This window comes from Acidisphaera sp. L21 (assembly GCF_009765685.1).
In the GTDB taxonomy this organism is placed as follows: Bacteria; Pseudomonadota; Alphaproteobacteria; order Acetobacterales; family Acetobacteraceae; genus LMUY01.
Genome location: NZ_LMUY01000145.1, coordinates 125230 through 151865, shown reverse-complemented (window position 1 = coordinate 151865; position 26636 = coordinate 125230). Strand labels below are relative to the sequence as shown.

General features: G+C 67.0%; 22 protein-coding genes. 7 read left to right on the top strand and 15 right to left on the bottom strand.

The window, feature by feature from the left end:
• Positions 1-18: 18 nt before the first annotated feature.
• Positions 19-294 carry a hypothetical protein gene (locus tag GSQ76_RS27185; RefSeq protein ID WP_158747201.1) on the top strand — a complete coding sequence of 92 codons (276 nt, stop codon included), beginning with the start codon at positions 19-21 and terminating at the stop codon, positions 292-294.
• Here GSQ76_RS27185 and GSQ76_RS27180 read toward each other — a convergent pair.
• Entirely contained in the window at positions 291-1505 is a 1215-nt protein-coding gene (locus GSQ76_RS27180) for an MFS transporter (protein ID WP_158747200.1), read from the bottom strand. The two genes, GSQ76_RS27185 and GSQ76_RS27180, sit on opposite strands and share 4 nt — an antisense overlap.
• A 6-nt stretch (positions 1506-1511) precedes the next feature.
• Complete coding sequence (locus tag GSQ76_RS27175) at positions 1512-2123, bottom strand: flavin reductase family protein (protein WP_158747199.1); 612 nt, start codon at positions 2121-2123, stop codon at positions 1512-1514.
• A gap of 118 nt (positions 2124-2241) precedes the next feature.
• On the opposite strand from GSQ76_RS27175, the gene GSQ76_RS27170 reads away from it, so the two are divergent.
• Positions 2242-3021, top strand: coding sequence for a substrate-binding domain-containing protein (locus tag GSQ76_RS27170; RefSeq protein WP_158747198.1), 780 nt, complete (start codon positions 2242-2244; stop codon positions 3019-3021).
• Positions 3022-3186: 165 nt separating this feature from the next.
• On the opposite strand, the gene GSQ76_RS27165 is transcribed toward GSQ76_RS27170, so the two are convergent.
• From GSQ76_RS27165 to GSQ76_RS27135, 7 genes are all read right to left on the bottom strand, one after another.
• Positions 3187-3903: a metallophosphoesterase gene (locus tag GSQ76_RS27165; protein WP_158747407.1), complete on the bottom strand. Its 717-nt coding sequence runs from the start codon at positions 3901-3903 to the stop codon at positions 3187-3189.
• The gene (locus GSQ76_RS27160) at positions 3903-5348 is read right to left on the bottom strand and encodes a deoxyribodipyrimidine photo-lyase (protein ID WP_158747197.1); all 1446 of its coding nucleotides are present in this window, start codon (positions 5346-5348) and stop codon (positions 3903-3905) included. Before GSQ76_RS27160 ends, GSQ76_RS27165 begins: the two co-directional genes overlap by 1 nt.
• A 49-nt stretch (positions 5349-5397) precedes the next feature.
• Positions 5398-6081, bottom strand: a complete 684-nt coding sequence (gene pdeM, locus GSQ76_RS27155) for a ligase-associated DNA damage response endonuclease PdeM (protein WP_158747196.1) — start codon at positions 6079-6081, stop codon at positions 5398-5400.
• The gene (locus GSQ76_RS27150) at positions 6078-8621 is read right to left on the bottom strand and encodes a ligase-associated DNA damage response DEXH box helicase (protein ID WP_158747195.1); all 2544 of its coding nucleotides are present in this window, start codon (positions 8619-8621) and stop codon (positions 6078-6080) included. The genes pdeM and GSQ76_RS27150 overlap by 4 nt, the downstream gene beginning before the upstream one ends.
• A 19-nt stretch (positions 8622-8640) precedes the next feature.
• A complete protein-coding gene (locus GSQ76_RS27145) occupies positions 8641-9801 on the bottom strand; it encodes a rhamnan synthesis F family protein (protein ID WP_158747194.1) in 1161 nt (386 codons plus the stop codon).
• Between the two features lie 115 nt (positions 9802-9916).
• The gene (bcp, locus tag GSQ76_RS27140) at positions 9917-10381 is read right to left on the bottom strand and encodes a thioredoxin-dependent thiol peroxidase (protein WP_158747193.1); all 465 of its coding nucleotides are present in this window, start codon (positions 10379-10381) and stop codon (positions 9917-9919) included.
• Positions 10378-13281, bottom strand: coding sequence for a bifunctional [glutamine synthetase] adenylyltransferase/[glutamine synthetase]-adenylyl-L-tyrosine phosphorylase (locus GSQ76_RS27135; protein WP_158747192.1), 2904 nt, complete (start codon positions 13279-13281; stop codon positions 10378-10380). The genes bcp and GSQ76_RS27135 overlap by 4 nt, the downstream gene beginning before the upstream one ends.
• Positions 13282-13352: 71 nt before the next feature.
• On the opposite strand from GSQ76_RS27135, the gene GSQ76_RS27130 reads away from it, so the two are divergent.
• Positions 13353-16379, top strand: a complete 3027-nt coding sequence (locus GSQ76_RS27130; protein WP_158747191.1) for an AsmA-like C-terminal region-containing protein — start codon at positions 13353-13355, stop codon at positions 16377-16379.
• 121 nt (positions 16380-16500) lie between these two features.
• On the opposite strand, the gene GSQ76_RS27125 is transcribed toward GSQ76_RS27130, so the two are convergent.
• From GSQ76_RS27125 to ubiE, 6 genes are all read right to left on the bottom strand, one after another.
• Positions 16501-17088, bottom strand: coding sequence for a PadR family transcriptional regulator (locus GSQ76_RS27125; RefSeq protein ID WP_158747190.1), 588 nt, complete (start codon positions 17086-17088; stop codon positions 16501-16503).
• Between the two features lie 83 nt (positions 17089-17171).
• Entirely contained in the window at positions 17172-18482 is a 1311-nt protein-coding gene (locus tag GSQ76_RS27120; RefSeq protein WP_158747189.1) for a nitrate/sulfonate/bicarbonate ABC transporter ATP-binding protein, read from the bottom strand.
• An 11-nt stretch (positions 18483-18493) separates the two neighbouring features.
• On the bottom strand, positions 18494-20224 hold the full coding sequence (locus GSQ76_RS27115) for an ABC transporter permease subunit (RefSeq protein WP_158747188.1): 1731 nt from the start codon (positions 20222-20224) through the stop codon (positions 18494-18496).
• Between the two features lie 99 nt (positions 20225-20323).
• A complete protein-coding gene (gene dut / locus GSQ76_RS27110) occupies positions 20324-20782 on the bottom strand; it encodes a dUTP diphosphatase (RefSeq protein ID WP_158747187.1) in 459 nt (152 codons plus the stop codon).
• Entirely contained in the window at positions 20779-21960 is a 1182-nt protein-coding gene (gene coaBC, locus GSQ76_RS27105; RefSeq protein WP_158747186.1) for a bifunctional phosphopantothenoylcysteine decarboxylase/phosphopantothenate--cysteine ligase CoaBC, read from the bottom strand. The genes dut and coaBC overlap by 4 nt, the downstream gene beginning before the upstream one ends.
• The gene (ubiE, locus tag GSQ76_RS27100; protein WP_158747185.1) at positions 21957-22709 is read right to left on the bottom strand and encodes a bifunctional demethylmenaquinone methyltransferase/2-methoxy-6-polyprenyl-1,4-benzoquinol methylase UbiE; all 753 of its coding nucleotides are present in this window, start codon (positions 22707-22709) and stop codon (positions 21957-21959) included. Before ubiE ends, coaBC begins: the two co-directional genes overlap by 4 nt.
• Before the next feature lie 29 nt (positions 22710-22738).
• Here ubiE and mutM point away from each other — a divergent pair, with 29 nt between their 5' ends.
• From mutM to dnaA, 4 genes are all read left to right on the top strand, one after another.
• The gene (gene mutM, locus GSQ76_RS27095; RefSeq protein ID WP_158747184.1) at positions 22739-23578 is read left to right on the top strand and encodes a bifunctional DNA-formamidopyrimidine glycosylase/DNA-(apurinic or apyrimidinic site) lyase; all 840 of its coding nucleotides are present in this window, start codon (positions 22739-22741) and stop codon (positions 23576-23578) included.
• Between the two features lie 54 nt (positions 23579-23632).
• A complete protein-coding gene (locus GSQ76_RS27090) occupies positions 23633-24406 on the top strand; it encodes an enoyl-CoA hydratase (protein WP_158747183.1) in 774 nt (257 codons plus the stop codon).
• Between the two features lie 126 nt (positions 24407-24532).
• A complete protein-coding gene (gene rpsT / locus GSQ76_RS27085) occupies positions 24533-24811 on the top strand; it encodes a 30S ribosomal protein S20 (RefSeq protein ID WP_158747182.1) in 279 nt (92 codons plus the stop codon).
• Positions 24812-25148: 337 nt separating this feature from the next.
• Positions 25149-26558: a chromosomal replication initiator protein DnaA gene (gene dnaA, locus GSQ76_RS27080; protein WP_158747406.1), complete on the top strand. Its 1410-nt coding sequence runs from the start codon at positions 25149-25151 to the stop codon at positions 26556-26558.
• Positions 26559-26636 lie beyond the last annotated feature (78 nt).

Below are 26636 nucleotides of genomic sequence, written 5' to 3'. Positions count from 1 at the left end.
TAGAAGAGGCCGTGTTAAATGATTGCGAACAGCACCTCTCCCGTGTCTCAATTCACCACCAAGGCCCTGCAAAACTCGTTAACGGCAGACACTCAGGCGGCGGAAACTCCGCAAGTGGCGGCTGCTATTCTTCCGCAGAAGGCGATCGACGAGTTCGCACTGCGGTTCAACGCGGCCATGATTGAAATGCTGACTGCGGAAGATGTGTCGCCCGTATCACCCCTCAGCAAAAAGCTGAGGGCCTACACGACAGCCGGCGTCGCGCCAGTGCAAGGCACGTCCCGCTTCGTTTAGCGCGGAGGGGATTGCACGGTGGCGGGCACGATGCCCGGCCGCCGTGTCACTCTCCGCAAGCGGTCCATCGCTATGATCCCCAGAATCGGCCCGATCGCCAGAAAGGCGAATGCGTAGCGCCAGCCGACTGCACCGACCACGATCGGGGTGAGTTGGATGCTGACCACCGTCAGCAAGAACCCAGCGCAGGTTTGCACCGTCAGCATCGTGCCAACCAGCGAGGGCGCACTCAATCCAACGACGGCGGCGGAGAATTGCGCGGAATCGGCGACAACCGAGATCCCCCAGACCAGACTGACCATCAGCACCGCCCAGGCGGGGCCGCCGAACAGCAAACCGATACTGGCAGCGCACAGGCCACTGACGCCCATCGCCACCATGGTCACGATCGCGCGGCCAAACCGGTCCGCCATCCAACCGCCACCCAATGCACCGATTGCGCCTGCCCCGACCACGAGGAAGGCAGCGAGTTCGGCTGGGATCGGCGGCTGGTCGGCGTAGCGGGCCTGCAAACTGGCGGCCAAGAAGGCACCAATCCACGCCCACATCGCGTATAGCTCCCACATATGGCCGAAATACCCCAGATTGGCCAAACGAACGCCACGGTTGCGCCAGGCTTCCGACGCGTTGGCCAGCCGCAACGAAGCTGGGGCTGGCAGGTTAGGCCCCAGCCGCGCAAACCGGATCAGTATCGCCGCCAATGCCGCACCGCTGGCCGCCACGCCCACCGGCCAGCGCCAGTCCAACCCGGTCGCCGCTACCGCGATCAGGTGCGGAAAGGCCGAACCCAGCGTCAACGCCGCCACCAACAGCCCGATCAGCAGGCCCAGATCGCCTGCCGCCCAGGTCGCGGCCAGCTTCATGCCCACGGGATACACCGCGGCCATGCAGGCGCCGGTCACCAAGCGCAGCAACGGCACGGTGGGGGAGGCCGGTTCGCAGAACAGGATGCCGAGATTGGCCACCGCCGCGATCGCCGCCCCGGCCGAGAATAGCCGCCGCAGATCGAACCGGTCCGGCAGCGTCAACAACGCACTGGCGAGGGTGCCGAGCACGAAGCCGGCCTGCACGCTGTTGGTCAGCAACGCCTCGTGAAACGCCGTCAACGGCACATGCGCGCGGATCGCGGCCAGCGATGCATTGGTGGCGAACCAGGTGGACATCGCCGCAACCTCGCTCACCAGCAGCAGGATCAGCGAGGTGCGGCGCATCTGCGTCTAGCCGCCGGGCCGGATCATCTCGAACAATGCGGTCACCTCCGCGTAATCGCCGCGATAGCCACAGCGGGCGATCGGCTGGGCGGCGACGGTGTCGAAGATGCCATCCTTCAGATAGGCCGGGTCGATATGCACGCCGACAACCTGGCCCAGCACCAACTCCGCCCCCGTGGCGACACCGTCCAGATCCTTCAGCACGATGACCTGCAGCACCTTGCACTCGAACGCCGCTGGCGACAGGGCGACGCGCGGTGGGCGGACCAGGCGACTGGGCGCCGCCGCCAGCCCGGCGAACGCCATCTCGTCCTGCCCGTGGGCGAGCGGAGCGGCGGTCTGGTTCATCGCCTCGGCCAGTGACCGGGTGACCAGGTTGCAGACGAATTCGCCGGTGGTCTGGGCGTTTCCCGAACTGTCCTTCCGCCCCTCGCTGGAGAACCCGACGATGGGCGGATTGCCACCGAACCCGTTGAAGAAACTGTAGGGCGCCAAATTCACCCGGCCCTGCGCGTCGACAGTCGAAATCCAGCCAACCGGACGTGGCGCAAGGATCGCCTTGAACGGGTCGTGCGGCAGGCCGTGACCCAATCGCGGCTCGTAGAAATAGGTCTCCATCAGCGCACCTCCATGGTGTTCGCGGCAACATGCATTTTGCCATGCCGGGCGGGAAGCCCGGCCTTGGCGGCAACGGCAACGGCGGCTAAGCACGTCAGCCTCGCTCCAGGAGGCAAAAATGTCCGTCCGCGCCCTACTGCTCGCGCCCGCTTTGCTCGTATCGACCCTGCTCACCCCAACCCTGGCGCGCGCCGCCGACGTGACGGTGATGATCTCCGGCGGATTCCTGTCCACCTACCAGGCGCTGGTGCCAGGGTTCGAGGCCGCAACCGGCAACCACGTCGCCACCGTGCCCGGGCCCTCCATGGGCACGACCAACAACGCCATCCCCGTGCGGCTGGCCCGGGGTGAGGCCGACGACGTGCTGATCATGGTTGGCTATGCACTGGACGGGCTGATCAAGGATGGCCGCGCGGTACCGGGCAGCAAGGTGGATGTGGCGCTGTCCCCGATCGGGATGTCGGTGCGCGCCGGGTCCCCGGTGCCGGACATCAGCACGGTGGACAAGCTGCGCCAGGTGCTGCTGGCGGCGAAATCCGTTGCCTATTCCGACAGCGCAAGCGGCGTCTACATAGAGACGGAGCTGTTCAAGAAGCTGGGCATCGAGGACCAGATGAAGGGCAAGGCCCATATGATCCCCGCCACCCCGGTGGGGGAGATCGTGGCCAAGGGCGACGCCGAACTCGGCTTCCAGCAGGTGGCGGAATTGCTGCCGGTACCGGGCCTGACCTTCGTGGGCAAGATCCCGGATGCGGTGCAGTCGGTGACGGTGTATTCCGCCGGCATCGCCACCGGGTCGAAGCAGCCGGAAGCCGGCAAGGCGCTGATCCAATACCTCGCCTCCGCCCAGGCAGCCCCGGTGCTGGAGAAGATGGGGCTGACGCCGACGGCGCATTAGCCGCTACGACGGCATCTGCCGCGACTGACTCCGGTCCAGGTACAGCGTCATCACCTGGCCCGGCATCAGCAGCAGGACGCTCCGCCGGGCGCGCCTCGGCCCGCGGCTCCAACACCATCACGGCAAGCTGGGCATAGCGCGTAGTTCTGGAACGTCATCGCCAGCCTACGGTGAAGAAATCGCTTCGATCGCAATCCCTGCCGAGGCCACATTCGCCGGCGGCAAATCGATCCAGGACAGATGCCCACCCTTGCCCGCACCGGTGTCTAGGAAGATCGCCCGGCCGCCATTATGGCTGTGCCTTACGTAGGGACGGCCATCCGTGCTGCGCCGGTCGTGGCCGCAATAGACGGTCGTGCCCGGCGGAATACGATCGACCCAGCGCAACACCCGCTCCGGATAGCCATCCGCCTGCACCCGGCCGGTGGTCTGGCCGAACAGCGCCCGCGACAGGGCGGCGTCCACCCGGCCGAGGCCCGGCGGCGGCGCAGACTCCAACATCGCGGTGTGGAAGCCGCCATGCACGAACACCCGGCCGCGCTGCACCACCCAGGCTGGCGCTTGCTCGATCGCCTCCAGCGCACGTTCGCGCAGTCTGGGGGGCAGTTGGCGCAGCGTTTCGGCCAACGCTGCATCCACCCGCACGGGCTGGCCGCCCAGCGCGCGGCCCAGTTTGCGATCGTGGTTGCCCAGGATGAACATGCCGCGCCGCTCCTCCAGCAGGCGCAACGCGGTTTCCAACGCGGCTGCGCTGTCGGGCCCACTATCCGTCAGGTCGCCAAGCTGCACGACGAAATGGTCCGTCTCCGCCGCGAAGGCGAAGGCGCGCGCGTCTCCGTGCACGTCCCCCACCACCCGCAATGGCAGCCCATCCGGAATCATCATGCCCCGCGCATCGCCCGGAATGCCTCAAGCGCCCGGTCCCGCCCTTCCTCCAGCGCGACGATGGGCTCGGGATAGGTCTTGCCCAGGCGCACGCCCGCCTTCGCCAGCACCTCCGCCGGGGCGGTCCAGGGCGCGTGAATCCAGCGGGCGGGCAGCTTGGCGACTTCCGGCACCCACCGGCGGATATAGGCGCCCTCCGCGTCGAACTTGGCGCTTTGCGTCACCGGGTTGAACACGCGGAAGAAGGGCTGGCTGTCGACGCCCGTGCCCGCGACCCACTGCCAGGATTGCGCATTCACCGCGTGGTCGCCGTCGACCAGCGTGTCCCAGAACCACCGCTCGCCCTCGACCCAGCTTACCAGCAGGTGTTTGACCAGGAACGACCCGGTGATCATCCGCACCCGGTTATGCATCCAGCCGATATGCCAAAGCTGCCGCATCCCCGCATCGACGATCGGCACGCCGGTGCGCCCCTGCTGCCAGGCCCGCAAGTCTTTCGGGTCGCTGCGCCAGCGCAGCTTGCGGAAATCGGCACGCTGGGATTCCTCGCCGATCGCGGGATTGTTCCACAGCACGTTGGCGCTGAACTCGTGCCACAGCAATTCGGACAGGAAGACGCGCAGTGCCTCGCCATGCCCCGCCGCCTCCGCCGCGTGCCACACCTGCGCGGGCGATAGCTCGCCCCAATGCAGATGCGGGGACAGCATGGAGGTCAGGTCCTCCCCGGGGATGTTGCGGCCCTCGGGATAGCGGTCCAGCGCCTCGGCCATGAAGTGCTTCAGCCGGGCATGCGCCGCCGCCTCCCCGACGTGCCAGGTCTCGCGGAACCCGGCGGCCCAGTCCGGCTTCGCAGGGCGCAAATTCCAACTGGCCAGACTGTCGGATTTCGCAGCTACGCCGTGCAGGCGCTTGGGTGCCGGCACGGGCGCCTCGGGCGGTTGCATCGCCCGCGCGGCACGGGCGAAGGGCGTGTAGATCCCGTAAGTGCCGCCCGTCTTCGTCCGGATGACGCCGGGTTCGTAGAGCGTGGCAGTGCGATGCAGCTGCAACGCCACGCCCTGTGGCAGCGCCTTCGCCACCGCGGCCTCCTGCGCACGGCCCCACGGCTCCAGCATCTGCCCGGCATGTACCGCGGTGACGTGATGGCTCTTCACCAGGTCGGCGATGATCTTTGCCGCCGAGCCCTGGCGCAGTACCAACTCCGCCCCTGCGCGCTTCAGGTCGGCTGCCAGAGACTCCAGACTGCCGCGCAGCCACCAGCGATGCGCGCCGCCCATCGTGCGGGGGCCAGCTGCCGCGTCGTCCAGTACGTAGACTGCCAGCACCCGCCCGGCGGCAGCCGCGCGTATGGCCAGGTTATCCGCCAGCCGTAGATCCTGGCGGAACCACATCAGCGCGACCGATCCGTCCGCCGCAGCCCCTGCTTGGGAAGTATCATGCATTTGCCACAATGTGTGGTCTCGGGGCCGATCGGGCAATGTTCCTGGCCGGTCAGCCGGACTGCATCGCAGCCGATTGACCAAGCGTGAACGCAAACAACCGTTCCTTTCCCAACAGAAACGCCCGTCCACCGCGTGGAAACAATTTGGCGATAGCGGGATGGCGCACATCCAACCCGCCAGTATACGCGCCGAAGGCCGGCAGCATCAGCCGCTGCGGGCCGGACACGAAGCACGGCCGGGTGATCGTCTGCGCCCGAGTCGTGATGCTGGCCTTCGGATGGTGATGGCCGCAGATCTCTGGCCCGGCGCCCCCAGCCTGATGGCGAAACACGACGCCGCTCGCCTCCCACCATTCCGCGGTGGTGCCGGGCAATCCGTCCGGCGGCAGCGGATCGTGGTTGCCTAGCAGCCAGATGAACTCGTGCGACGCGGCAATCGCCCGCAGTCGCGTGGCATCGGCCGGCATCAAGCGGTTGGCACCATCCGCATCGTGGAAGCTGTCGCCCAGGGCTAGAATGGTGCGCGGGGTGTAGCGGCGGATCAGCAGTGCCAGCCGGTCCAGCGTGGCTCGCGTGTCCCAGGGCGGCACCAGGTTGCCCTTCAGCGCGCTGGCCGAGCCCTTTTCCAGGTGCAAATCGGCCACCGCCAGCAGCTTACGCTCCGGCCACCACAGCGCGCCGGCCGGGTCCAGCATCAGCCGGTTGCCAGCAAGATGAATCGGGGCGGCGGTCATGGGCGGCGGGACGACTGGTTCAGGGCCGACCAGGCGACGGGCGGCGCCTCCCGCCGGCGGTCACGCCGGGTCATGATGGCGAGGTTGGCGCGATGCACCGGGTGAACCCGCATCGGCTCCTGCGACGGCTCGGCCTCGCCCTTCGCTTCGGCGACCAATGCCTCGGTTTCGGCTAGCAAGGCATCCTCGTCCTCCTCGTTGCGGACGAATTCGCGGCCGATATCCAGCAGCACCGGCACCGCCAGCGGCGACACGCGGGATAGGCGGACCGTGCGCACCTTGCCCTGCACCCGGGCCAGCATTGCCGCCAGCCGGCCGACATCCGTCAGCCCCGTGGCGGCGTCGGCGCGGGTGGCGCGCAGCAGGATATGGTCTGGCTGATGCCGGCGCAGTACGTCGTAGATTAGGTCGGTGTTGACCGTCACCTGGCGCCGGGTTCGATCGGCGCCCGGTTGCTGCCGGTCCACCAGCCCGGCGATGACGGCCACGTTGCGGAACGTCCGCCGCAACATCGAGCTTTCGGCCATCCACGCCTCCAAATCATCGCCCAGCATATCCTCCTGAAACAGCGTCGCCGTATCCCCCGGCTCGTTGGCGGACCACACGGCGATCACGTAATCGGTGGCAACGAACCCCAGCGGCGCCAGCCCGGCCCGCTCCATCCGCCGGGTCAGCAACATGCCGAGCGTCTGGTGCGCGTTCCGGCCCTCGAAACAATAGGCGACGGTGTACCAGCGGCCATTGCGCGGGAACACTTCCACCAGCAGATCGTCCGGCCCCGGCAGGGTGGAGCGTTCTTGTTGCAACGCCAGCCAGTCGCGCACCTGCCCGGGAAACACCGACCAACTCGCCGGATCGTGCAGCATCGCCCGCACCCGGGCAGCCAGGTTGGACGTGAGCGGATATTTGCCGCCGGCATAGGCGGGCACCATCGGCTCACCCTTGCCGCCCTCCAGGCATTCCACCGTAGTTTCCCGGATCCGCTGGAAGCGCAGCAGGCGGCCGGCGAACATGAAGGTGTCGCCGGGGGTCAGCATGGTGGCGAACGACTCCTCCAGCTCCCCCAACGAGCCGCCGCGCTGCCCGGCCAGCCGCACCTTCAGCAGCGGCATTTCCACGATGGTGCCGATGTTCATCCGGGCGAGCCGGGCAATCCGGTCGGAACGGATTTCCACCCGCCCCTCCGCATCGCGAAACAGCTTGCGGTAGCGGTCATAGGCGGCCAGCGCGTAGCCGCCATCCTCCACGAAGCTCAGCACGTCCTCGAACGTCGCCCGCGTGAGATCGGAATAGGGACCGGCACGGGTGATCTCGGCGAACAAATCGTCGGGCAGGAAGGGGTCGGCGGCGGCCATCAGCAGGATGTGCTGGGCCAGCACGTCCAGCCCGCCAGGGCGCGGTGGGTCGCCATCCAGTTCGCGCGCGGCCACGCCTTGCACCGCAGCCTCGCACTCCAGCACCTCGAAGCGGTTGGCGGGCACCAGGATGGCGCGGCTGGCGACGTCCATGCGGTGGTTGGACCGGCCAACCCGCTGCAACAGTCGGGACACGCCTTTCGGTGCGCCGACCTGGATCACCTGGTCCACCCCGCCCCAGTCGATCCCGAGGTCCAGCGACGACGTCGCCACCACCGCACGCAGGTCGCCGCGGGACATCGCGGCCTCCACCCGGCGGCGCTGCGCGATGTCCAGGCTGCCATGATGCAGCGCGATCGGCAGCGTTTCCTCGTTCAGCTTCCACAGCGCCTGGAACAGCAATTCGCCCTGCGCGCGAGTGTTGACGAAGACGATGGTCATGCCAGCGGCACGGATCCTGTCCAGAATCACCGCGGCGGAGGCGAGGCCCATGCGGCCGGACCACGGCACACGATCCTCGCTGAGGCGGATTTCCAATTGCGGCGGTTCACCCTCCGGCACCTCCACCAGGCGCACCGGGCCACCGCAGCCGATATAGGCCATGATCGCATCTTTATAGGCGACCGTGGCCGACAGCCCGACCCGGCGCGCCGCGGGTGCCAGCGTCGCCAGCCGGGCAAGGCACAGCGCCAATTGATCGCCGCGCTTGGTGCCCGCCAGCGCATGCACCTCGTCCACCACGATGCAGCGGAGGTCGCGGAACGTATCGGGCGCGGCCGTCTGGCTCAGCAGCAGGGCCAGGCTTTCGGGCGTGGTCAATAGAATGTTGGGCGGATGCTCCTTCTGCCGCGCCCGCCGTGTTTGCGACGTGTCGCCGGAGCGGGTTTCGACCGTGACCGCCAGCGCCATCTCGCTGACCGGGGCCGTCAGGTTACGAGCGACGTCGGTGCCCAGCGCCTTCAACGGCGACACGTATAGGGTGTGGATGCCAGTCTGCGGCCGATCGAACAATTCCACCAGCGACGGCAGAAACCCGGCCAGGGTCTTGCCACCGCCAGTCGGCGCGATCAGCAGCGCCGTCTCACCCGCTTGCGCCGCGTCCAGCATGGCAAGCTGGTGCGGCCGGGGCGACCATCCCCGGCCAGCGAACCAATCAGCAAAGCGTTCTGGGAGTGTTCCTGTCACACCAGACAAATAGGGGCGATTATGGTTCCGCGCTAGACTTGTCCGTTCGTCCAGCCATTGCGCGCAAATGCGCCTCCACCATTGCCAGGCGGAGCGGTGGGACCATCATGCGCCAGCTCGACAGATCCGGTATGCGGATCGGGTTGCGCAGCAGCAATTCCGTCTTCAGGAACGGAAAGCCGCAGGACTCGATCAACTCGAACCACAGCGAATGCGCCGGGTTCAGCGGATAATGGTGCAGCGCCTTGCGCATCGTGGCCGCATCGGTCACGCCGTCTGGGAACAGACGGGGAAACATGCGCGCCAGCCGCTGCAGCGCCCGTGCGGTTTGCAGCGCCTCCTGCTCCACCGCCTCGTAGCCGAAGCAGGCGGCGACCATGTGGCCGCGGCGGCGCATCCAGCCGGTCAAGGCGATTTCCCCATGTCGCACGACGGCACGCTTATGCGCGGTCTGGCGGTAGCGGCGCAGGAACAGACCGATATCGGCAATGGCGGCTGCCCCGCGGGCCAGCAGCAGGTAGGATTGCAGATGCGGGCGAGGCGCCAAATTCTCCGTCAACCCGAACAACCCGTCGCCGGCATGCCGCATTAGGCCGAACACTGGCTCCAACGGCAGGAACGGGCCGCACACGCTGTCATTCACCAGCAGCAATTCGGTCAGCGCGCCCAGGTTCAGCAGCGGCAACATGTCCTGCCAGGCGCCGAAATCCAGCCCAGTATTCCGCCGCATCACGACACGGGCAACCAGTGGCAGCAACTCCGCCAATGCCGACTGCGGCAGACGCGGCGCCATCGACACGAAGACGATGCGGAATCCTAGTGCGCGATACGCCCGCAACTGCCCCAGCACCATGGCGCTGACATCCGGGACCGGCGCGTAATGCACATACATCGCCACCAGCGGCGCACCCTCCAACACATCTTCGCCGGTCAGGATCTGAGTGATCCGCGGTTCGCCACGCCAGCGTTCCGCCAGATCGGCCGCTTTCGCCGTCACCCACTCACGCGTCAATGTGGCGGCCGCCGTCAGCAACGAGCCGCGATAGCGGACCCGGGTCAGGTAATTGCGCAGTCGAATGTTGAAATGCATGCGCCGATCCGGCCGGTCGACCACCGGTGAAAGCGGCCCGAACTCCATGGCGTGCGATGCCAACGGCGCGCGAACGGTGGCGATGTGCATGTCAAACTCCCAGTGATCTTCCCGGGCGTGTTATGTGTGGGAAGTTTTCCCACGTCCATCGCTCGCGTTGTGACGGAAGGTAACCCCGCCCGATCAAGGGCGGGGTTCTGCCATATCAGCTAAGCGCCTTGGCCGCCTCCATGACCTCTGCCGCGTGGCCGGGGACCTTCACCTTGCGCCAAATGCGGGCGATCTTGCCGGTCTTGTCGACCAGGAAGGTGGAGCGGTCGATGCCCATATACGTCTTGCCATACATCGACTTCTCGCCCCACGAGCCGTATGCCTCAGCGACCTCGGAGGTGTCGGACGCCAGCGGAAAGCTCAGATTGTATTTCTCGGCGAACTTCTCGATCGGCTTCATCGGGTCCTTCGACACGCCGATGACCTCGATGCCGATCTTGCCGAGTTGCGGCAGCGCCTCCTGAAAGGCGCAGGCCTCGGTGGTGCAGCCAGGGGTGTCGGCCTTCGGGTAGAAATACAGCACGAAGGGTTTTCCCTTCATCAGGGCCAGGCTCACCGTCCGGCCGCCGCTGGCCTCCATAGTGAAGTCGGGGGCCGTGTCGCCTTCCGCTACGCTCATCCGATCGCTCCTACGCGTGCATTGAACACCGCCCGAACCCGGGCACCGGTGGCTTCCAACCTGGCACGGAACGCGTCGGCGTCAACGTCGCCAGTCGCAGCTTGCAGCACCTCAGCCGCAGATTCCGGCAGTGCCTCCGGTGGGCGAGGGCCGACGGTGATACGCAACAGGCCTTGCACCGTCCGCCACAAATGGTCCGCCTCCCGCAGGGTCGCTGTCTCCATCCGGTCAAACGCACCCGCGGCACCCAGGCGATCGATCGCCACGCGGATCGTGGGCGCGGGGCGCGCTTCGGCGGTCAACAGCAGGGCGGTTTGGACGATGAACTCCACCTCGATCTGGCCACCCGGCATCAGCTTCACATCCCACGGGCCATGCGCCGGCAAGTCGCGCAGCATGCGGATGCGCATGGCGGCAGCGTCCGACCGCACGGTGGCCGGGTCGGCACTGGCCACCGCCTCGGCAATCGCCGTTGCCAAAGCCCGACACAGATCGGGCGCGCCCGCGACCACGCGCGCCCGGGTCAACGCCATGCGTTCCCACGTCCAGGCATCGGTGACGTGATAATGCCGGAACGCCGCCAGGCTGACGGCGACGGGTCCCTTGTTACCCGACGGCCGCAGCCGCATGTCGACGGCATACAGCGCCCCATCCACGCCGGGCGCCGTCAACGCCGCGACCACCGCATGGGCTGCCCTTATATAGTACTGGCTGGGTGGCAGCCGGCGCGGCCCGTCGCTCTCGGCAGCGTCGGGCGCATGGTCGTACATCAGCATCAGGTCCAGGTCGGACCCGGCCATCATCTCCTGCCCGCCTGCCTTGCCCAACACCACGACCGCTAGCGCGCCACCGGGCACCCGGCCAAATCGTTCCTCATGCGCCGCCAGCACGCGGGGCAGCAGCACCGTCAGCGCCGCGTCGGCCAAGGCGGTGCGGCGTAGCCCGGCGGCATCCGCATCCAGCCGCCCCTCCATTTGGGCCACCGCCAGGCGGAACTCCTCGCCCCGCACCGTGCGCCGCACGATGGCCACCGCGTCATCGAGCGCACGGGCATCAGCCAACTGAGCGTGCAGCATCGCCACCGGATCGGCCGGCCCCTCCTCTGGCGCCAGCAATCCCTCCAGCGCTGCGGGCACCTGTGCAAGGTGATCGGCCAAGGACGGCGCGGCGCCCAGCACAGCGGCAATCCGCTCCATCAGCACGGGCCGCCGCTGCAACAGCGACAGCAAATGGACCCCGCCGGGCAATTGCCCCAGCAAAGTATCCAGCCTGGCCAGCGCCGCATCCGGCTGGCGCTGCGCCGCCAGGGCACGCAACAGGCCCGGCAGCACGGCCTCCAGCAGAGTCCGCGCCCGCTCCGAGCGGAACGCGCGCTTGCTGCCGGACTGCCAGGATCGCACGGCGGTCAAAACCCGCTCCGGCTCGGTGAACCCCATGGCGGTCAATGCGTCTGTTGTCAGCGTGGCCGGCGCTCCCCGGTCTGGGCTATCGAACAGGGCCGCATCTTGCAGACGCACCTGCTCCATCTGGCCCAGCAAGGCCTCGGCAAAGGCCAGCCCGGTCTCGTACCCCATGAAATGGGCGAATCGTTCCATGCCCGGCACGTCAGCGGGCAGGCTATGCGTCTGGCGATCCGCCACCATTTGCAACCGATGTTCCACGGTGCGCAGAAACCGATAGGCCGACAGCAATACAGTGGCGGCCGAGCGCTCCAGGTGCCCGGCCTGCACCATCGCCTCCAACGCGCCGGTTGTGGTGGGCACGCGCAACGCCGGGTTTCGCCCGCCCCAAACCAGTTGCATGGTCTGTACCGCGAACTCCACGCCGCGAATGCCACCCTGGCCCAATTTCACGTCGTGGCCAGCCAGTCGCTCCACGGGGTCGGCGGCGTCGCCCAGGCCGGTCAGATGGTGGTCGTCCATCCGGCGCTTCATCGCGCGGATATCGTTCACCGCCGCAAAATCGAGGTGGCGGCGCCAGACGAAGGGGCGGATTTCGCGCAGGAAATGCTCGCCCAGCGCTCGGTCACCGGCCACGGGGCGCGCCTTGATCATCGCCGCCCGCTCCCAGTTCTCACCCATACTCTCGTAATAGGCGAGCGCGTTGGGCAAGGCGATCGCGGGCGGGGTGGCGCCGGGGTCGGGCCGCAACCGCAGATCGGTGCGGAAGACGTAGCCGTCGGCGTCCCGCGCCTCCATAAGGGTGCACATATCTCGCGCCAGTCGGGTAAATACCGCGCCCAAGCCGTCCGTGTGGTGTGGATGGCGCTCCGGGTCGTAGATCAAGACGAGGTCGATATCGCTGGAATAGTTCAACTCGCGGGCGCCCAGCTTGCCCATCCCCAGCACTGTGAAGCCGCATTCGGCCAGCGTGCGGCGGCCCGGCGGCAAGGTGAGCCCGCCACGTGCCTGGGCCGCCCGAAGGCAAAATGCGACGGAAGCATCCAGCGCCACCTCCGCCAAGGTGGACAGCGCGCCGGTCACTCGCTCCAGCGGCCACACGCCGCCGATATCCGCAATGGCGCTGGCCAATCCCAGGCGACGTTTGGCCTGGCGCAACGTCGCGGCCAGCGTTGCCTTGTCAAGGTTGGCGGGGCTGTGGGTGATGGAGCGCAGGGCGCTGGCGACCACGGCATCCGGCCCCTCCCGAAACAACCGCCGCACGGTGGCAGACTCACGCACGGCCAGATCCGACAGGAACGGGCTGTTGCCGCCCAGGGCCCGCAGCATCGCCGCCACGTCTGGCCGCTGCACCAATTTGGCCTCCGCCGCGCCGATCTCGGCAAACCGCTCCAGCAGCCGCTCGGCCGCAGCCGGATCGGCCGGGCTCGGCCAGCGCGACGGCCACGGGGCAGAATGTGAAGCCAGTGGAACAACTGGCGAGGGAGCAGGCAGGTCCATATCCCAGCCTCGACCACCCGGTCGCACAAGGTCAACCATGGTTGCACCGACTGGGGCGCGCCGCATCGCACTTGCTCACCCTCGTGCTGGCTATCGCGATCGGCTGCGTGGCGCTGGTCGTCCTCGCCGCCGGCACCCTGGCATGGCGGCTGACCCAGGGACCGCTGGAAATAACGGCGCTCGCCATCCGCATCGTGCCGCTGGTGGCGCCGGGGCTCACCGCCGACCATGTCACCCTCGCGCTGGAACATCCGGACGGTGAGCGGGTACTGCGCCTGACCGTCATCGATGGCCAACGCCCAGCGGAGGCGGACCAGCCGGCCCAGACGATCCGCCGGGCCAGTGTCGCGATCGCCGTGTCGCCCCTGTTCACCGGCCATATCGCGCCAGAGGATATCTCCGCCGACGGCGTCCGCCTGCATCTCGCCCGCTCACTGACGGGCAAGTCCCGCCCGGCCGGCGCGCCCGGCGCTGATGTGCAGCAGATGCTGTCCCATCTGCACCACGTTGCGATTACGGACACGCAGATCTGGGTCGCGGATGGCGCGCTGGGGCAAAGCTGGCAGGTGCGCGACGTCGCCGCCGACCTGCGCCGCCGCGATGATGGTAGCATCGCCGGGCATGCCCAAGTGACTGCCGGGATCGGCGCCGTTTCCACGACGGTCACGGCAGATGGCAGCTACAGCGCCGGCGGCACGCAGCTTGAGGTGACGGCCACGCCGGTATCGCCGGCAGCGTTGGCGCGGGCAGTGCCACAATTGGCGGCGTTGCAGGCGCTGGATGCGGATGTAGCGCTGCGCGGTTCCGCCACCCTCGGGCCCGATTTGCAGGTGGTACGCGCCACGGTGCATGCCGAGGCCGGACCCGGCGTGGCGCAACTCCCGTCCAAGGGTGGCAACACCAGCCCGGCGCCATTCCAGGCTATGAGCCTCGATGCGGCCGGCACCCCCAGCCAGATCACGCTGCGGGCGCTGCAGCTAGTGCTGCGATCACCCTCCGGCGCGGCGCCGACCACGCTGGGCCTGTCCGGCAACGCGGACCGGGCAAATGGCCACTTCACCGCCCATCTCGCCGTGGATATGGACCACGCCGAATTCGCTGACCTCCCCAGCCTGTGGCCAGAAGGCGTCGGCGGCAACGCCCGGGCCTGGCTGACGGAGAACATCACCGCTGGCACCGCGCATGATGCCCACTTCACCTTCACACTCACCGGCGACGAAACCGGCGACAATGTTGCGCTGACGGAGGCCGGCGGCACGCTGACCGGCGACGACGTCACCACCTGGTGGCTGCGCCCGGTGCCCCCGCTGGAGCATGGCCACACCGTGGTCACCTGGCAAAATCCGGACACGCTGCTGATCGCGGGCATCACTGCCCGGCAAGGGACGCTGAACGCGACCAACGGCTCGGTCAAAATCGTCGGGCTGACGGTGAAGGATCAGGTAGCGACCATCAACACCGATATCGGTGGCCCGCTAGCCGATTTGCTAACTTTGCTGCGCAACCCGCGGCTCAAGTTGCTGAGTACGCATCCGGTTCCGTTCACCGCGCCCCTAGGTACGATCGCGGCGCATCTGGCGATCAATCTGCCGCTGGATTCGAAGGTGTCGGTGGACCAGGTACAGATCCATGCCAACGGCCAACTCGCCAACGTCCATTTGGGCAGCATCGTCGCCGGGCGGGACCTGGACCGCGGGCAGTTGGCGCTGGATGTCACGAATGACGGGCTTTCCATCTCTGGCCCGGCGCAATTGGACCACATGCCCGGCAAGATGGCCGTGGACATGGATTTTCGCACTGGCCCCCCCAGCCAGGTGCTACAGCACGCCGCCGTCACCCTGCGTATTGCCCCGCGCGACGCCAAGGCCGCGGGAATAGGTGTGATCGGGCTGGATGCCGGCACGATGAGCACGACGGTGGATTACAGCGAGCGCCGGGATGGCGGAGCCACCATCCGGCTGAGCGGCGATCTACGCGACGCCGGCTTCACCAGCCCGATCGGCTGGTCGAAGACAGCCGGCACGCCCGGTAACTTCAACGGACAGGCTTTGCTGCAGAACGGCAAGCTGGTCGGGCTTGAGGGTCTCCACGCGGAGGCGCCCAACCTCTCGATCCAGGCCCGCAGCGACATGGTGAACGGCAAGCCAGCCGTCGTGCATCTGGAGCGGGCCGATATCGGCCGTAGCAGCGCCACCGGCACTATCACTCTGCCCCAGCACAATGACGATCCGTATCGGGTTGTGCTCTCCGGCCCGCGGCTGGATTTGGAGGGTAGGTTGACGTCGCAGAACGCCCCCGCCGTGTCCGACCAGCCGCCGCCGGCTTCCAGCCAGCCGGGCACGCCCTATGCGGTGGATCTGCGATTCCAGCAGGTCATCCTCGGCCCGGGCCATGCGCTGAGCGCCGTCGCGCTGAACGCGAGTGGCGCCGGCAGCCGTATCGCCAACGCAAGGTTGACCACCGGCGGGGCGGAAAAGGTCCAGGCGGACCTGGTGACGCAGGGGTCGTCGCGCAAAGTCTGGGCGACCGCGGCCGATCTGGGCTTGCTCCTGCGCAACACCGACCTCGCCGGGGAGGTTACCGGCGGCGCTCTGGTGCTGGATGGCGCGTTCGACGACCGCCTGCCGAACAGTCCGTTCAGCGGCACGGTGGAACTAGGCGGCTTCAGCGTCCGTGGTGCCCCCGTTGTCGGCAAAGTGTTGCAGGGCATGACGCTCTACGGCCTCGTGGATGCGCTACGCGGACCCGGCCTCGTGTTCGACCGGCTGCACGCGCCGTTTCACCTCGATGGCTCGGTCTTGGATTTGGACGATGCACGGGCCTACAGTTCCTCGCTCGGGGTCACGGCGACGGGACGGATGGATTTTGGCCACAAGCAAATCGACCTGAAGGGCACGATCGTGCCAGCGTATTTCTTCAACTCGCTGCCCGGCCGTGTGCCGTTACTGGGCCGGTTGTTCAGCCCGGAGAAAGGCGGCGGCGTGTTCGCCGCCACGTTCGGGTTGAAGGGCAAGATCGATGATCCCTCGGTATCGCTCAACCCGCTTTCGGCGCTGACGCCGGGCTTCACCCGTCGGCTGTTCAACCTGTTCGATTAGGCGGCGGACCGGCCGAGACACCGGCCTGCCAGTCCGTCAGATATGCTCGGCAGCGTGGGCGGCCAGCATCGAGTCCGCGGTCGCCTCCGCACGGGTGGTGCGATCCGCCCATGATACCGCCTCAGCTCTGCTCGATCGCGACTGCGGCGATATCGAGCGCTGCGGCGATCGCGCGGATCTGCCCCTCGCTCAACGGCCCACGGCCCAGGCGCAGGCGCAATGCCAGCTTCAAATTCTCCGTCGCGCGGATGATGTCGGGCGCCGGGCCGCCGCTATGCGCCATGCTCACCGCCTGCATCCGCCCCAGCGCAGCGTCGACGGCGGGCTTGTTGGCGGCCAGATAAGCCGTCCCGTCCGGCGCGATGGTGTAGAGCTTCTTGCCACCGCTCTCCGCCAAGGTGGCGTGGCCGATCTCCTCCAGCATGGTCAGCGTCGGGTAGATGACGCCGGGGCTGGGCGTGTAGGTGCCGGCAGCACGGTCCTCGATCTCCTTGATCAACTCGTAGCCGTGCCGCGGTTGCTCGGCGATCAGCGCCAGCACCACCAGGCGCAATTCGCCATGATCGAACAACCGGCTCGGCCGCCGGCCGCCCCGCTCGTCCCGGTGGCGAGATCGACCGCCCTCGTGGTGATGATCCGGCCCATCGCCGCGGGAGGGTCCGCGGGCGAAGCGGCGGTCGTGAGTAGGCTGAGAATGTCTATGTCGCATGATGTTCCGATGCAGTTTCGATGTATCTAAGTCATAGATATATCTAAATCCTATCGAATGCAAGCGGATCCCCCGAAGCTGCCTTATTCCTCGTCTTCGTCCAGGTAGAATTGGTCGGCATCCTCGTCGTAGCTGTACAGCTCGGCGTAGCGGCCCCAGGCGATCACGGCACTCATCGTGTTGTCGGCATATTCCGGGCTCATCACGTCTTCCAACTCGTCGCGGAAGCGCACGGCGCTGGCACGGTGGTTCCAGCGCTCGTCCAGCACCTGGCGGATTTGCGCCACCAGCGGCACGTGCGCGCGCAAAGCCGCGGCGAACAGCGCCTTGCGCGGGTCGGTATCGGCGGCGACGAACTGGCGGCCGGTTTCCGTCACCAGCAGGTCGCCATCAGCTAGAGTACCGAAGCGAAGCAATTGCAGCGCTTCGCCCAGCGGCAGCAACTCGTCCAACTCCAACTGCAGCGCCGCGGCCAACGCGGGCAAGTCGGCCCGGCCACTATAGGGGGCAGCCGCCAGTGTCTCCAGCAGGCCGGCCATGATGTTGGTCGACACGGGATACAGCGCCGTCGCCGTGGTGACGGGCGTGGGCGTGGACTTGGCCGGCGCACGCCGGGTCATCAATGCGTAGATGTCGTCCACCATCTGGCGGAACGCCGGGTCCAAGCGGTTGCGCGGATGCGCGAACGGCACGATCAACTCGCTGGCCACCCGGCCGGGATTGGAGCTGAACACCAGCACGCGGTCGCACATCAGCACCGCTTCCTCGATGTTGTGGGTGACCATCAGCACCGACTTGATCGGCAGCTTGCCATCCATCCACAGGTCGATCAGGTCGGTACGCAGCGTCTCCGCCGTCAACACATCCAGGGCGGAGAACGGCTCGTCCATCAGCAGCAGGTCGGGATGCACCACGATCGCCCGCGCCAGGCCGACGCGCTGGCGCATGCCGCCGGACAGTTCCTTCGGGTAGGCGCTCTCGTAGCCGCCCAGGCCGATCAGATCGATCGCCTGCTCGGCCCGCTTCTCCCGCTCGGCCCGGGCAACGCCCTGCGCCTCCAGCCCCAGTTCCACATTTTCCTGCACCGTCAGCCACGGGAACAGGGCGAAGGATTGGAACACCATCGCCACACCCTCCGCCGGGCCCAGCAGCGACGCGCCGCGCCAGCTCACATCGCCGGAGGTGGGGCGCAGCAGCCCGGATACGATGCGCAACAACGTGGACTTGCCCGAGCCGGAACGGCCCAGCAGACCGACGATTTCCCCGGAGCGCAGCGTCAAATCGACGTTGTCCAGCACGAGCAGGTCGGCCGAACTATCCTTGTGATAGGATTGCCGGACGCCCCGCACTTCGACGAGGTTATCGGTCTTCACCCGTGTATCGATCGTGTCCATGGTCCGATTTCCTAGGCGAAGGTCAGGCGGCGGGCGGCGTAGCTATACATCGGGCGCCACACCAACCGGTTGAATAGAAGAACGAAGCCACTCATCACCACCACGCCCAATACCACCTTGGGGGTGTTGCCAGAGGCACCCTCGGTACTCGCCTGCGCGATATAGGCGCCCAGCCCGTGGGCCTGCAGCCGGTCGCTGCCCCAGGTCACCACCTCGGCCACGATGGCAGCGTTCCACGACCCGCCGGACGCGGTGATCGCCCCAGTGACGTAGTATGAAAAAATCCCCGGCAGCATCACCCGGCGCCACCAAAGCCAGCCGCCGATGCGAAAATTCTTCGACACCTCCAGCAGATCCCCGGGAAAGGCAGCAGCCCCTGCCACGACGTTGAACAGGATGTACCACTGGGTCCCAAGCACCATCAGCGGGGTCAGCCAGATGTCGCGGTTTAGGTCGAAATGCACGATCGCGACGACGAAGATCGGGAAGAACAGATTGGCCGGGAATGCCGCCAGGAACTGCGCCACAGGCTGCGCCCGCCGCGCCCAGGTGGGGCGCAACCCTAGCCACACCCCCACCGGCACCCAGAACGCCGTCGCCAGGATCATCAACACGATGACGCGGATCATGGTGTAGACGCCGTCCAGCAACGCCTCCCCCAGATCACCCCAGGTGAGCGCGGCGGAGACGTAGGTCGTGATCTTCCACAGCGCCACCAGCACCGCCACGACCAGCAGCCCAACCCAAACGATGTCCCACACGCGGGAAACCGCAGGGCTGGCCTTCGGGATCAGCCGGGTACGGCGAGCCAGGCGCATGCCGGTGGCCGCGTTGAACACGAAGACCAGCCGATCCACGATCGCCGACAGCAGTCGCGTCCGGCGCAGCAGCTTCAGCACCCAGGGGTCCTCCGCCTCGGCACTGGCCGTCATCTCGAACCGGAATTTGGCCGACCACGCGACCAGCGGGCGGAACAGCAACTGGTCGTACAGCAGGATGACCACCAGCATCGCGCCGATCGCGTAGAACACCGCAGCGATATCCCGTTCCTCCAGCGCCTGCGCCACGTAGGATCCGATGCCGGGTAGCTTCCAAGTCGAGTCGCCAACCGTCACCGCCTCACTGGCGACGACGAAGAACCAGCCGCCGGACATCGACATCATGGTGTTCCACACCAGGCCCGGCATGGCGAACGGCACTTCCATCCGCCAGAATTTCTGCCAGGGCGACAGTTGGAACGCGGTGGCGCATTCCACCAGATCCGCCGGCACCGTCTTCAGCGACTGGTACAGGCTGAACGCCATGTTCCAGGCCTGGCTGGTGAAGATGGCGAAGATGGCGGCCAATTCCACGCCCAGCACGCGGCCGGGGAATAGCCCCATGAAGAACACCACGGTGAACGTCAGGAAGCCGATGATCGGCACTGATTGCAGGATGTCCAACACCGGCACCAGCACCTTGCCCGCCCGTCGGCTTTTCGCCGCCCAGGTGGCGTAGGTGAAGGTGAACACCAGCGAGCACGCCAGGGCCGCGAACATCCGCAGCGTGGTGCGCAGCGCGTAGCCGGGCAGATAGGACGGATCGAGGTGGATCGCGTCCATCGCCGTCAGCGGCGCCACCGTATGCCGGGCGCCGCTGGCGAAGGCGAAGATCAAGCCGCCTATGCAGATGATCGCCGCTACGTCGAATAAATTGGGAAGACGGCGGACCGAGGCGAAAGCCGGGAATGTAGTTCCGGACATGGGGAGATCCTCGGCGGTGTGCTGGCCAGCCCCATACAAGCCGAAACCGTGCCTGTCACGCAGGCAAATGATTGCCGTTCTGTGACGTGCGGCCGGACGTTACCCGGTCGATCCGAACCCGCCTGCCCCGCGGGTGCTCAATCCCGTGAACGCATTCACCACATTCAGCACCGGGCGCATGATCGGCACGAACACCAATTGGGCAAATCGTTCACCCGGCATCAGCACGATCGGCTCCGTGCCCGGCGGATTACGGTTCCAGCTGCTGACCATGATCGGCCCGGTGTAATCCGGATCGATCAGCCCAACGAGGTTACCCAGCACCAGTCCTTTTTTATGCCCGAGCCCGGAGCGCGGTAGGATCAGCGCGGCAACATTGGCGTCCGCCATGTGGATCGCGAACCCGGCCGCCACCAGCACCGGGGCGGTGCCGGGCGCGATGGAGAGCGGGGCGTCCAGGCAGGCATGCAGGTCGATCGCCGCGGCCATGGCGCTTTGATAGGTCGGCAGACCCCATTCGTGCAGCCGCTGGTCCAGCACCACCAGTTCGATGTTCATGCCAGCGCCTCCGCGATGCGGGCGGCGAGGCGCGCGGCCACTTCGGTCTTGGGCAACATCGGCCAATCCTCCTCACCCTCGGCGGTCACCAGATGCACCTGGTTCGCCTCGCCCGCCATGATCCCGGTGGCCGGGCTCACGTCGTTGGCAACGATCCAATCGCAGCCTTTGCGCAGACGCTTGGCGCTGGCATTGGCCGCCACGTTCTCCGTTTCCGCCGCAAATCCCACCACCAGGCGCGGCCGGCGCGGCCCAGGCTCGGAGATCGTGGCGAGGATATCGGGGTTCTGGTGCAGCACCAGGCTGGGCGGCGCCGCGCCGGGCTGCTTCTTCAGTTTTTGGGCGGCTGCGTCGACATGCCAATCCGCCACAGCCGCCGCGAATACCGCGGCATCGGCAGGCAGCGCCGCCTGGCACGCCGCCAGCATCTCCGCTGCAGTCTCCACCCGGCGAATGGAGGCGCCAGCCGGGAGTTCCTGCGACGTCGGCCCGCTCACCAGCGTCACCCGCGCGCCCAGCCGCAGCAGCGCCGCCGCGATGGCCGTGCCCTGCCTTCCGGAGGAGCGGTTGGCGATGTAGCGCACCGGATCGATCGGCTCGTGCGTCGGCCCGCTGGTGACCAGCACGTGCTTGCCCGCCATCCGACCCGGCGCAAAGAACGCCTCGATCGCGGCGAAGATCGCGGGGGGCTCGGCCAGCCGGCCAGGGCCGAATTCGTGACACGCCATGACCCCCTCATCCGGCCCCACCAAGCTGACGCCGCGGCTGCGCAGTGTGGCGACGTTGGCGACGGTGGCTGGGTGCAGCCACATCCGCACATTCATCGCCGGGGCTGCCAAAACGGGCTTGTCGGTGGCCAGCAACAGGGTCGTCGCCAGGTCATGCGCCCGCCCCGTCGCCATCGACGACAGGATGTCCGCACTGGCCGGCGCCACCACCACCAGATCCGCAGCGCGGGACAATTGGATGTGCCCCATCTCGCTCTCGTCCGTCAGCGAGAACAGGTCGCTGTAGACCCGCGTCTCCGTCAGCGCCTGCAGGCTGAGCGGCGTGACGAAATGCGCCCCGCCCGCCGTCAGCACGCCGGTCACGCCATGCCCGGCCTTACGCAGCAGCCGCACCAACTCCAGCGCCTTGAACGCCGCGATGCCGCCGGACACGATGAGCAGTATGTTCAAAGGCGACGGCCGGTATGGATGGCGGCGATCCCGCCCGTCAGGTTCCGGTGCTTCACCTGCGACAGCCCGGCCTCGCACATCATGTCCTCGAGCGCGTCCTGGTCCGGGAACGTGCGGATGCTCTCGGCCAGATAGCGGTAGCTGTCCGCATCCCCCGCCACCGCGCTGCCCAGCCGCGGCAGGACGGAGAACGACCACGCGTCATACACAGGCGCCAGCGCCGCGACCTGGACACGGGAGAATTCGAGGCAGGCGAACCGCCCGCCGGGCCGCAGCACGCGCCGCGCCTCCCGCAAGGCGGCCGGCTTGTCGGTGACGTTGCGCAGACCGAACGCGATGGACACGACGTCCACGCTGCGATCCGACAGCGGCAGCGCCTCCGCATCGGCCACCAGGAAGGTGACGGCCGACGCATGACCGTTCGACGCCGCGCGATCCCGGCCGACGCTGAGCATCGCGGCATTGATGTCGGACAGCACCGCCGGCCCGCCACCCGCCCGGCGCCAGCCGAACGTGATGTCCCCCGTGCCGCCGGCCAAATCCAACAAGGTGCGGCGGGGCGTCGGCTGCAGCGCTGCAATGAAGGCGCGCTTCCATACGCGGTGCACGCCCAGCGACATCAGGTCGTTCATCAGGTCGTAGCGCGGGGCCACGCTGTCGAACACGGCGCGGACCATGGGCTTCTTCTGCCCGCGCGGCACGGTGCGGTAGCCGAAATCGGTAACGTCGTCGGCGGTGTTGTCGCTCATGGGCCAGGTGTATAGCCTGCCCGGCACCGATGCCGGAACTCCCAGAAGTCGAAACAGTGATGCGCGGCCTGCGCGCCCGGCTGGAAGGCCGCGTGATCGTGCATGCCGTCATGCACCGGCCCGACCTGCGCTGGGCCATGCCCCCCAACCTTGCCGACAGGTTGACGGGCGCCCGGGTCGAGGGATTTCGCCGCCGGGCCAAATACATCCTGATGCGGCTGGATGGCGGCGACAGCATGCTGCTGCACCTCGGCATGTCCGGCCGCATGCTGATCGGCCCGGCCAACCCCAATAGCATCACCCTGCACGAACACCTGGTGATGCAGACCGACGATGGCTGGCGCGTTGGCTTCGTCGACCCCCGCCGCTTTGGCTCGGTCGACCTGGTGCCGACGGGGGCGGAGGACGCGCACCGCCTGCTCGCCGCCCTAGGGCCGGAACCGCTGGGCGACGAGCTCAACACCACTATTCTGGCGCGAGCCCTCGCCGGCAAACGCACGCCGATCAAGGCCGCCCTGCTGGACCAGCGCCTGATCGCCGGCCTGGGGAATATATATGTATGCGAGGCGTTGTTCCGCGCCCGCATCGCCCCTGATCGGCAGGCCGCGACCCTGTCCCGCGCCGCCATCGCCCGGCTGGTGACCGAGATCAAGGCGACCTTGACGGAGGCGATTGCGGCCGGCGGATCCTCCCTGCGCGACTACGTGCAGCCAGACGGCGAGCTTGGCTATTTCCAGCACGCCTGGAAGGTCTATGGCCGCGAGGCCGAGCCCTGTGAGCGCTGCCCAGGCACACCTGACTGCGATGGTGTGTCACGCATGGTCCAGTCCGGGCGGTCGACATTTTTTTGTGCGCGTACCCAACGATAGCCGGCTTTCCCCGCGCCAGAGACCGCGCTAGGTAAAATGAAAAGGGAACCAACGATGCCCGAAATGATCCTGGTCGAAACCCATGGCGCGGTCGGGGTGATCCGGCTGAACCGCCCGGCGGCGCTAAACGCGCTGTGCGATCTGCTCGTCGGGGAAATCGGCTCCCAGTTGGTGGATTTTAACGCCAATCCGGATATCGGTTGCATCATCCTCACCGGATCGGAAAAGGCGTTCGCCGCCGGCGCCGACATCAAGGAGATGCAGTCCCGCACCTACCCCGCCGTCCTGCACGACGATTTCATCGCGAAGTGGGAGACGGTGTTGCGCGTGAAAAAGCCCGTCATCGCTGCCGTCGCCGGTTTCGCCCTGGGCGGCGGGTGCGAGTTGGCGATGATGTGCGACATGATCATCTGCGCCGACACGGCCAAATTCGGCCAGCCAGAGATCAACCTCGGCGTCATGCCCGGTGCCGGCGGCACCCAGCGCTTCACCCGCGCGGTCGGCAAGTCGAAGGCGATGGATATGTGCTTGACCGGCCGGATGATGGACGCGGCGGAGGCGGAGCGGTCCAACCTGGTCAGCCGTGTGTTCCCTGCTGGCACCATGATGGAGGAGGCGCTGAAGATAGCCGCCAAAATCGCCAGCCAGTCTCAAACGGCCAGTCTGCTGACCAAGAAATCCATCAACGCTGCCTTCGAAACCACACTGACCCAGGGTATCGCAACCGAGCGGGCACTGTTCCTATCCCTATTCGGCACCGCAGACCAAAAGGAAGGCATGGCTGCCTTCGTGGAAAAGCGGACGCCGAGCTTTGCCAAGCCTGCGTAAGGGGTGTCGGCTTCCTTGACTCTGGCCAGCCGCCACCATAGAACCACGCCCTTCCACGAACTGGCGCGCATCGTACCCGCTCACGGGCGAGCCGGCTCAAACTGCTGAAGAACGAGACACAGACCGATGGCCAACACTGCCTCCGCGCGCAAGCGCATCCGTCAGACCGAGCGCCGCACGGAGCGCAACCAGGCCCGCAAGTCGCGGATGCGCACGTTCGTCAAGAAGGTCGAGGTCGCATTGGCCGGCGGCAACAAAGACGACGCGACCGCGGCGTTCAAGGCCGCCCAGCCCGAGATGCAACGCGCCGCTGGCAAGGGGATCATCCATCGCAACACGGTGGCCCGCCGCTTGTCCCGGCTGAACAAACGCCTGAAGGCGATGGCCACGGCGACGGCCACCTAAACAAAGATAACGCCGGCGTCGCCTGTCGCCGGTCAGCAGAGTTTCGCATTGAAGGGCTGGGCCGATTCCGTTGGAATCGCCCAGCCTTTCGTGTTTTTGGGGTTACGACCATTACTGTGTCGCTTCTTCGTTGTGCTGATTTGCATTGCCTCCAGACCCGTCGTGACCTACACCATTACTATGCGTTCATATCCGGATCGGGGGTTTCCTGTTTCCGACAGGGCGCGTTGGGCAACGCTTGAGGCAGGCAGGGATGATCACATTTGGCGGCCCGATCGACCCGCCAGATAGCGACTCTGCCGCGACTATCTCCCTACCAATTTCGGCCCGTGGCTCGATGAACCCAGACCTGACTGCGCAATGGACGCGCATCCGCGATCGCATGAAGCTCGAAGTCGGGGAGGTCGAATACCGCACCTGGCTGCGCCAGATGTCCCTCGGCGGATTGGATGGGGATGAGATCACCATCCACATGCCGACCCGATTCCTGCGCGACTGGGTCCGCTCCCATTACGGTGACAAGCTCACCGCGCTATGGCGGGCCGAGAACCCGGCGGTGCATCGCGTGGACCTGCGGGTCGGCGCCGGCAGCGTCAGCGCCCCTGCCATCGCTGAGACCCTGCCGACCGAACCAGCCCCTGCCCCCGCCCCGGTTCCAGCCTCCGTCGCCCGTAGCGACGACCGCACCGACCCACGGGCCGAACCGCGCCAGGCCGATCTGGCCAGCGCGCTGGATCCCCGCTTCTCCTTCGATGCGTTCGTGGTCGGCAAGCCGAACGAGTTCGCCTATGCCTGCGCTCGCCGCGTGGCGGAGCAGCCAGCCAGTCAGGGCTTCAACCCGCTATTCCTCTATGGCGGCGTCGGGCTGGGCAAGACGCATCTGATGCACGCCGTGGGCCTCGAACTATCCCGCCGCGACAACGGCCGCCCGACCAGCGTGACCTACATGTCCGCGGAAAAGTTTATGTATCGCTTCATCGCGGCGATCCGCAGCCACTCCACCATGGATTTCAAGGACAGCATGCGCTCGGTCGACGTGCTGATGGTGGACGACGTGCAGTTCCTCATCGGCAAGGACAGCACGCAGGAGGAATTCTTCCACACCTTCAACGCGCTGGTGGATGCGGGCAAGCAGATCGTCATCTCCTCCGACAAATCCCCGTCCGATTTGGATGTGGAACAGCGGCTGCGCACCCGGCTTGGTTGCGGCATGGTCGCCGACCTGCACGCCACCACGTTCGAGCTGCGCGTCTCCATCCTGGAGGCGAAGGCGACCCGCGCCGGCGTGGACGTCTCGCGCCGGGTGTTGGAGTTCTTGGCCCACAAGATCACCAGCAACGTGCGTGAGCTGGAGGGCGCGCTGAACCGCCTGCTGGCCCATGCCAGCCTGTTCGGCCGCCCGGTGACCCTGGAATCCACGCAGGAAGTGCTGCGCGACGTGCTGAAGGCACAGGATCGCCGGGTCACGATCGAGGAAATCCAAAAGCGCGTTGCCGAACACTACCACCTGCGCCTAAGCGAGATGAGCAGCGCCCGCCGCGCCCGCAACGTCGCCCGCCCACGCCAGGTGGCAATGTACCTGGCCAAGCAACTTACCAGCCGCTCCCTGCCGGAGATCGGACGCAAGTTCGGCAATCGGGACCACACGACGGTCATGCATGCCTGCAGCCGCGTGGCGGAGATCATGGGCGTGGACGCCGGATTTGCCGAGGATGTGGAGCTTCTGCGCCGCATGCTGGAGAGCTAGCGTCTTATCCGCGCAAAACGGTCCGGTATCGGTTTGCGCGCCACCCGGTGTCTGCTAGGTTGTAAGACCGATTAGACA

Excerpts from the sequence above, each read along its gene's own strand:
- GSQ76_RS27185 (WP_158747201.1), top strand. The coding sequence starts at position 19 with ATGATTGCGAACAGCACCTCTCCCGTGTCTCAATTCACCACCAAGGCC.
- GSQ76_RS27180 (WP_158747200.1), bottom strand. The coding sequence starts at position 1,505 with ATGCGCCGCACCTCGCTGATCCTGCTGCTGGTGAGCGAGGTTGCGGCG.
- GSQ76_RS27175 (WP_158747199.1), bottom strand. The coding sequence starts at position 2,123 with ATGGAGACCTATTTCTACGAGCCGCGATTGGGTCACGGCCTGCCGCAC.
- GSQ76_RS27170 (WP_158747198.1), top strand. The coding sequence starts at position 2,242 with ATGTCCGTCCGCGCCCTACTGCTCGCGCCCGCTTTGCTCGTATCGACC.
- GSQ76_RS27165 (WP_158747407.1), bottom strand. The coding sequence starts at position 3,903 with ATGATTCCGGATGGGCTGCCATTGCGGGTGGTGGGGGACGTGCACGGA.
- GSQ76_RS27160 (WP_158747197.1), bottom strand. The coding sequence starts at position 5,348 with ATGCATGATACTTCCCAAGCAGGGGCTGCGGCGGACGGATCGGTCGCG.
- pdeM (WP_158747196.1), bottom strand. The coding sequence starts at position 6,081 with ATGACCGCCGCCCCGATTCATCTTGCTGGCAACCGGCTGATGCTGGAC.
- GSQ76_RS27145 (WP_158747194.1), bottom strand. The coding sequence starts at position 9,801 with ATGCACATCGCCACCGTTCGCGCGCCGTTGGCATCGCACGCCATGGAG.
- bcp (WP_158747193.1), bottom strand. The coding sequence starts at position 10,381 with ATGAGCGTAGCGGAAGGCGACACGGCCCCCGACTTCACTATGGAGGCC.
- GSQ76_RS27135 (WP_158747192.1), bottom strand. The coding sequence starts at position 13,281 with ATGGACCTGCCTGCTCCCTCGCCAGTTGTTCCACTGGCTTCACATTCT.
- GSQ76_RS27125 (WP_158747190.1), bottom strand. The coding sequence starts at position 17,088 with ATGCGACATAGACATTCTCAGCCTACTCACGACCGCCGCTTCGCCCGC.
- GSQ76_RS27120 (WP_158747189.1), bottom strand. The coding sequence starts at position 18,482 with ATGGACACGATCGATACACGGGTGAAGACCGATAACCTCGTCGAAGTG.
- GSQ76_RS27115 (WP_158747188.1), bottom strand. The coding sequence starts at position 20,224 with ATGTCCGGAACTACATTCCCGGCTTTCGCCTCGGTCCGCCGTCTTCCC.
- dut (WP_158747187.1), bottom strand. The coding sequence starts at position 20,782 with ATGAACATCGAACTGGTGGTGCTGGACCAGCGGCTGCACGAATGGGGT.
- ubiE (WP_158747185.1), bottom strand. The coding sequence starts at position 22,709 with ATGAGCGACAACACCGCCGACGACGTTACCGATTTCGGCTACCGCACC.
- mutM (WP_158747184.1), top strand. The coding sequence starts at position 22,739 with ATGCCGGAACTCCCAGAAGTCGAAACAGTGATGCGCGGCCTGCGCGCC.
- GSQ76_RS27090 (WP_158747183.1), top strand. The coding sequence starts at position 23,633 with ATGCCCGAAATGATCCTGGTCGAAACCCATGGCGCGGTCGGGGTGATC.
- rpsT (WP_158747182.1), top strand. The coding sequence starts at position 24,533 with ATGGCCAACACTGCCTCCGCGCGCAAGCGCATCCGTCAGACCGAGCGC.
- dnaA (WP_158747406.1), top strand. The coding sequence starts at position 25,149 with ATGAACCCAGACCTGACTGCGCAATGGACGCGCATCCGCGATCGCATG.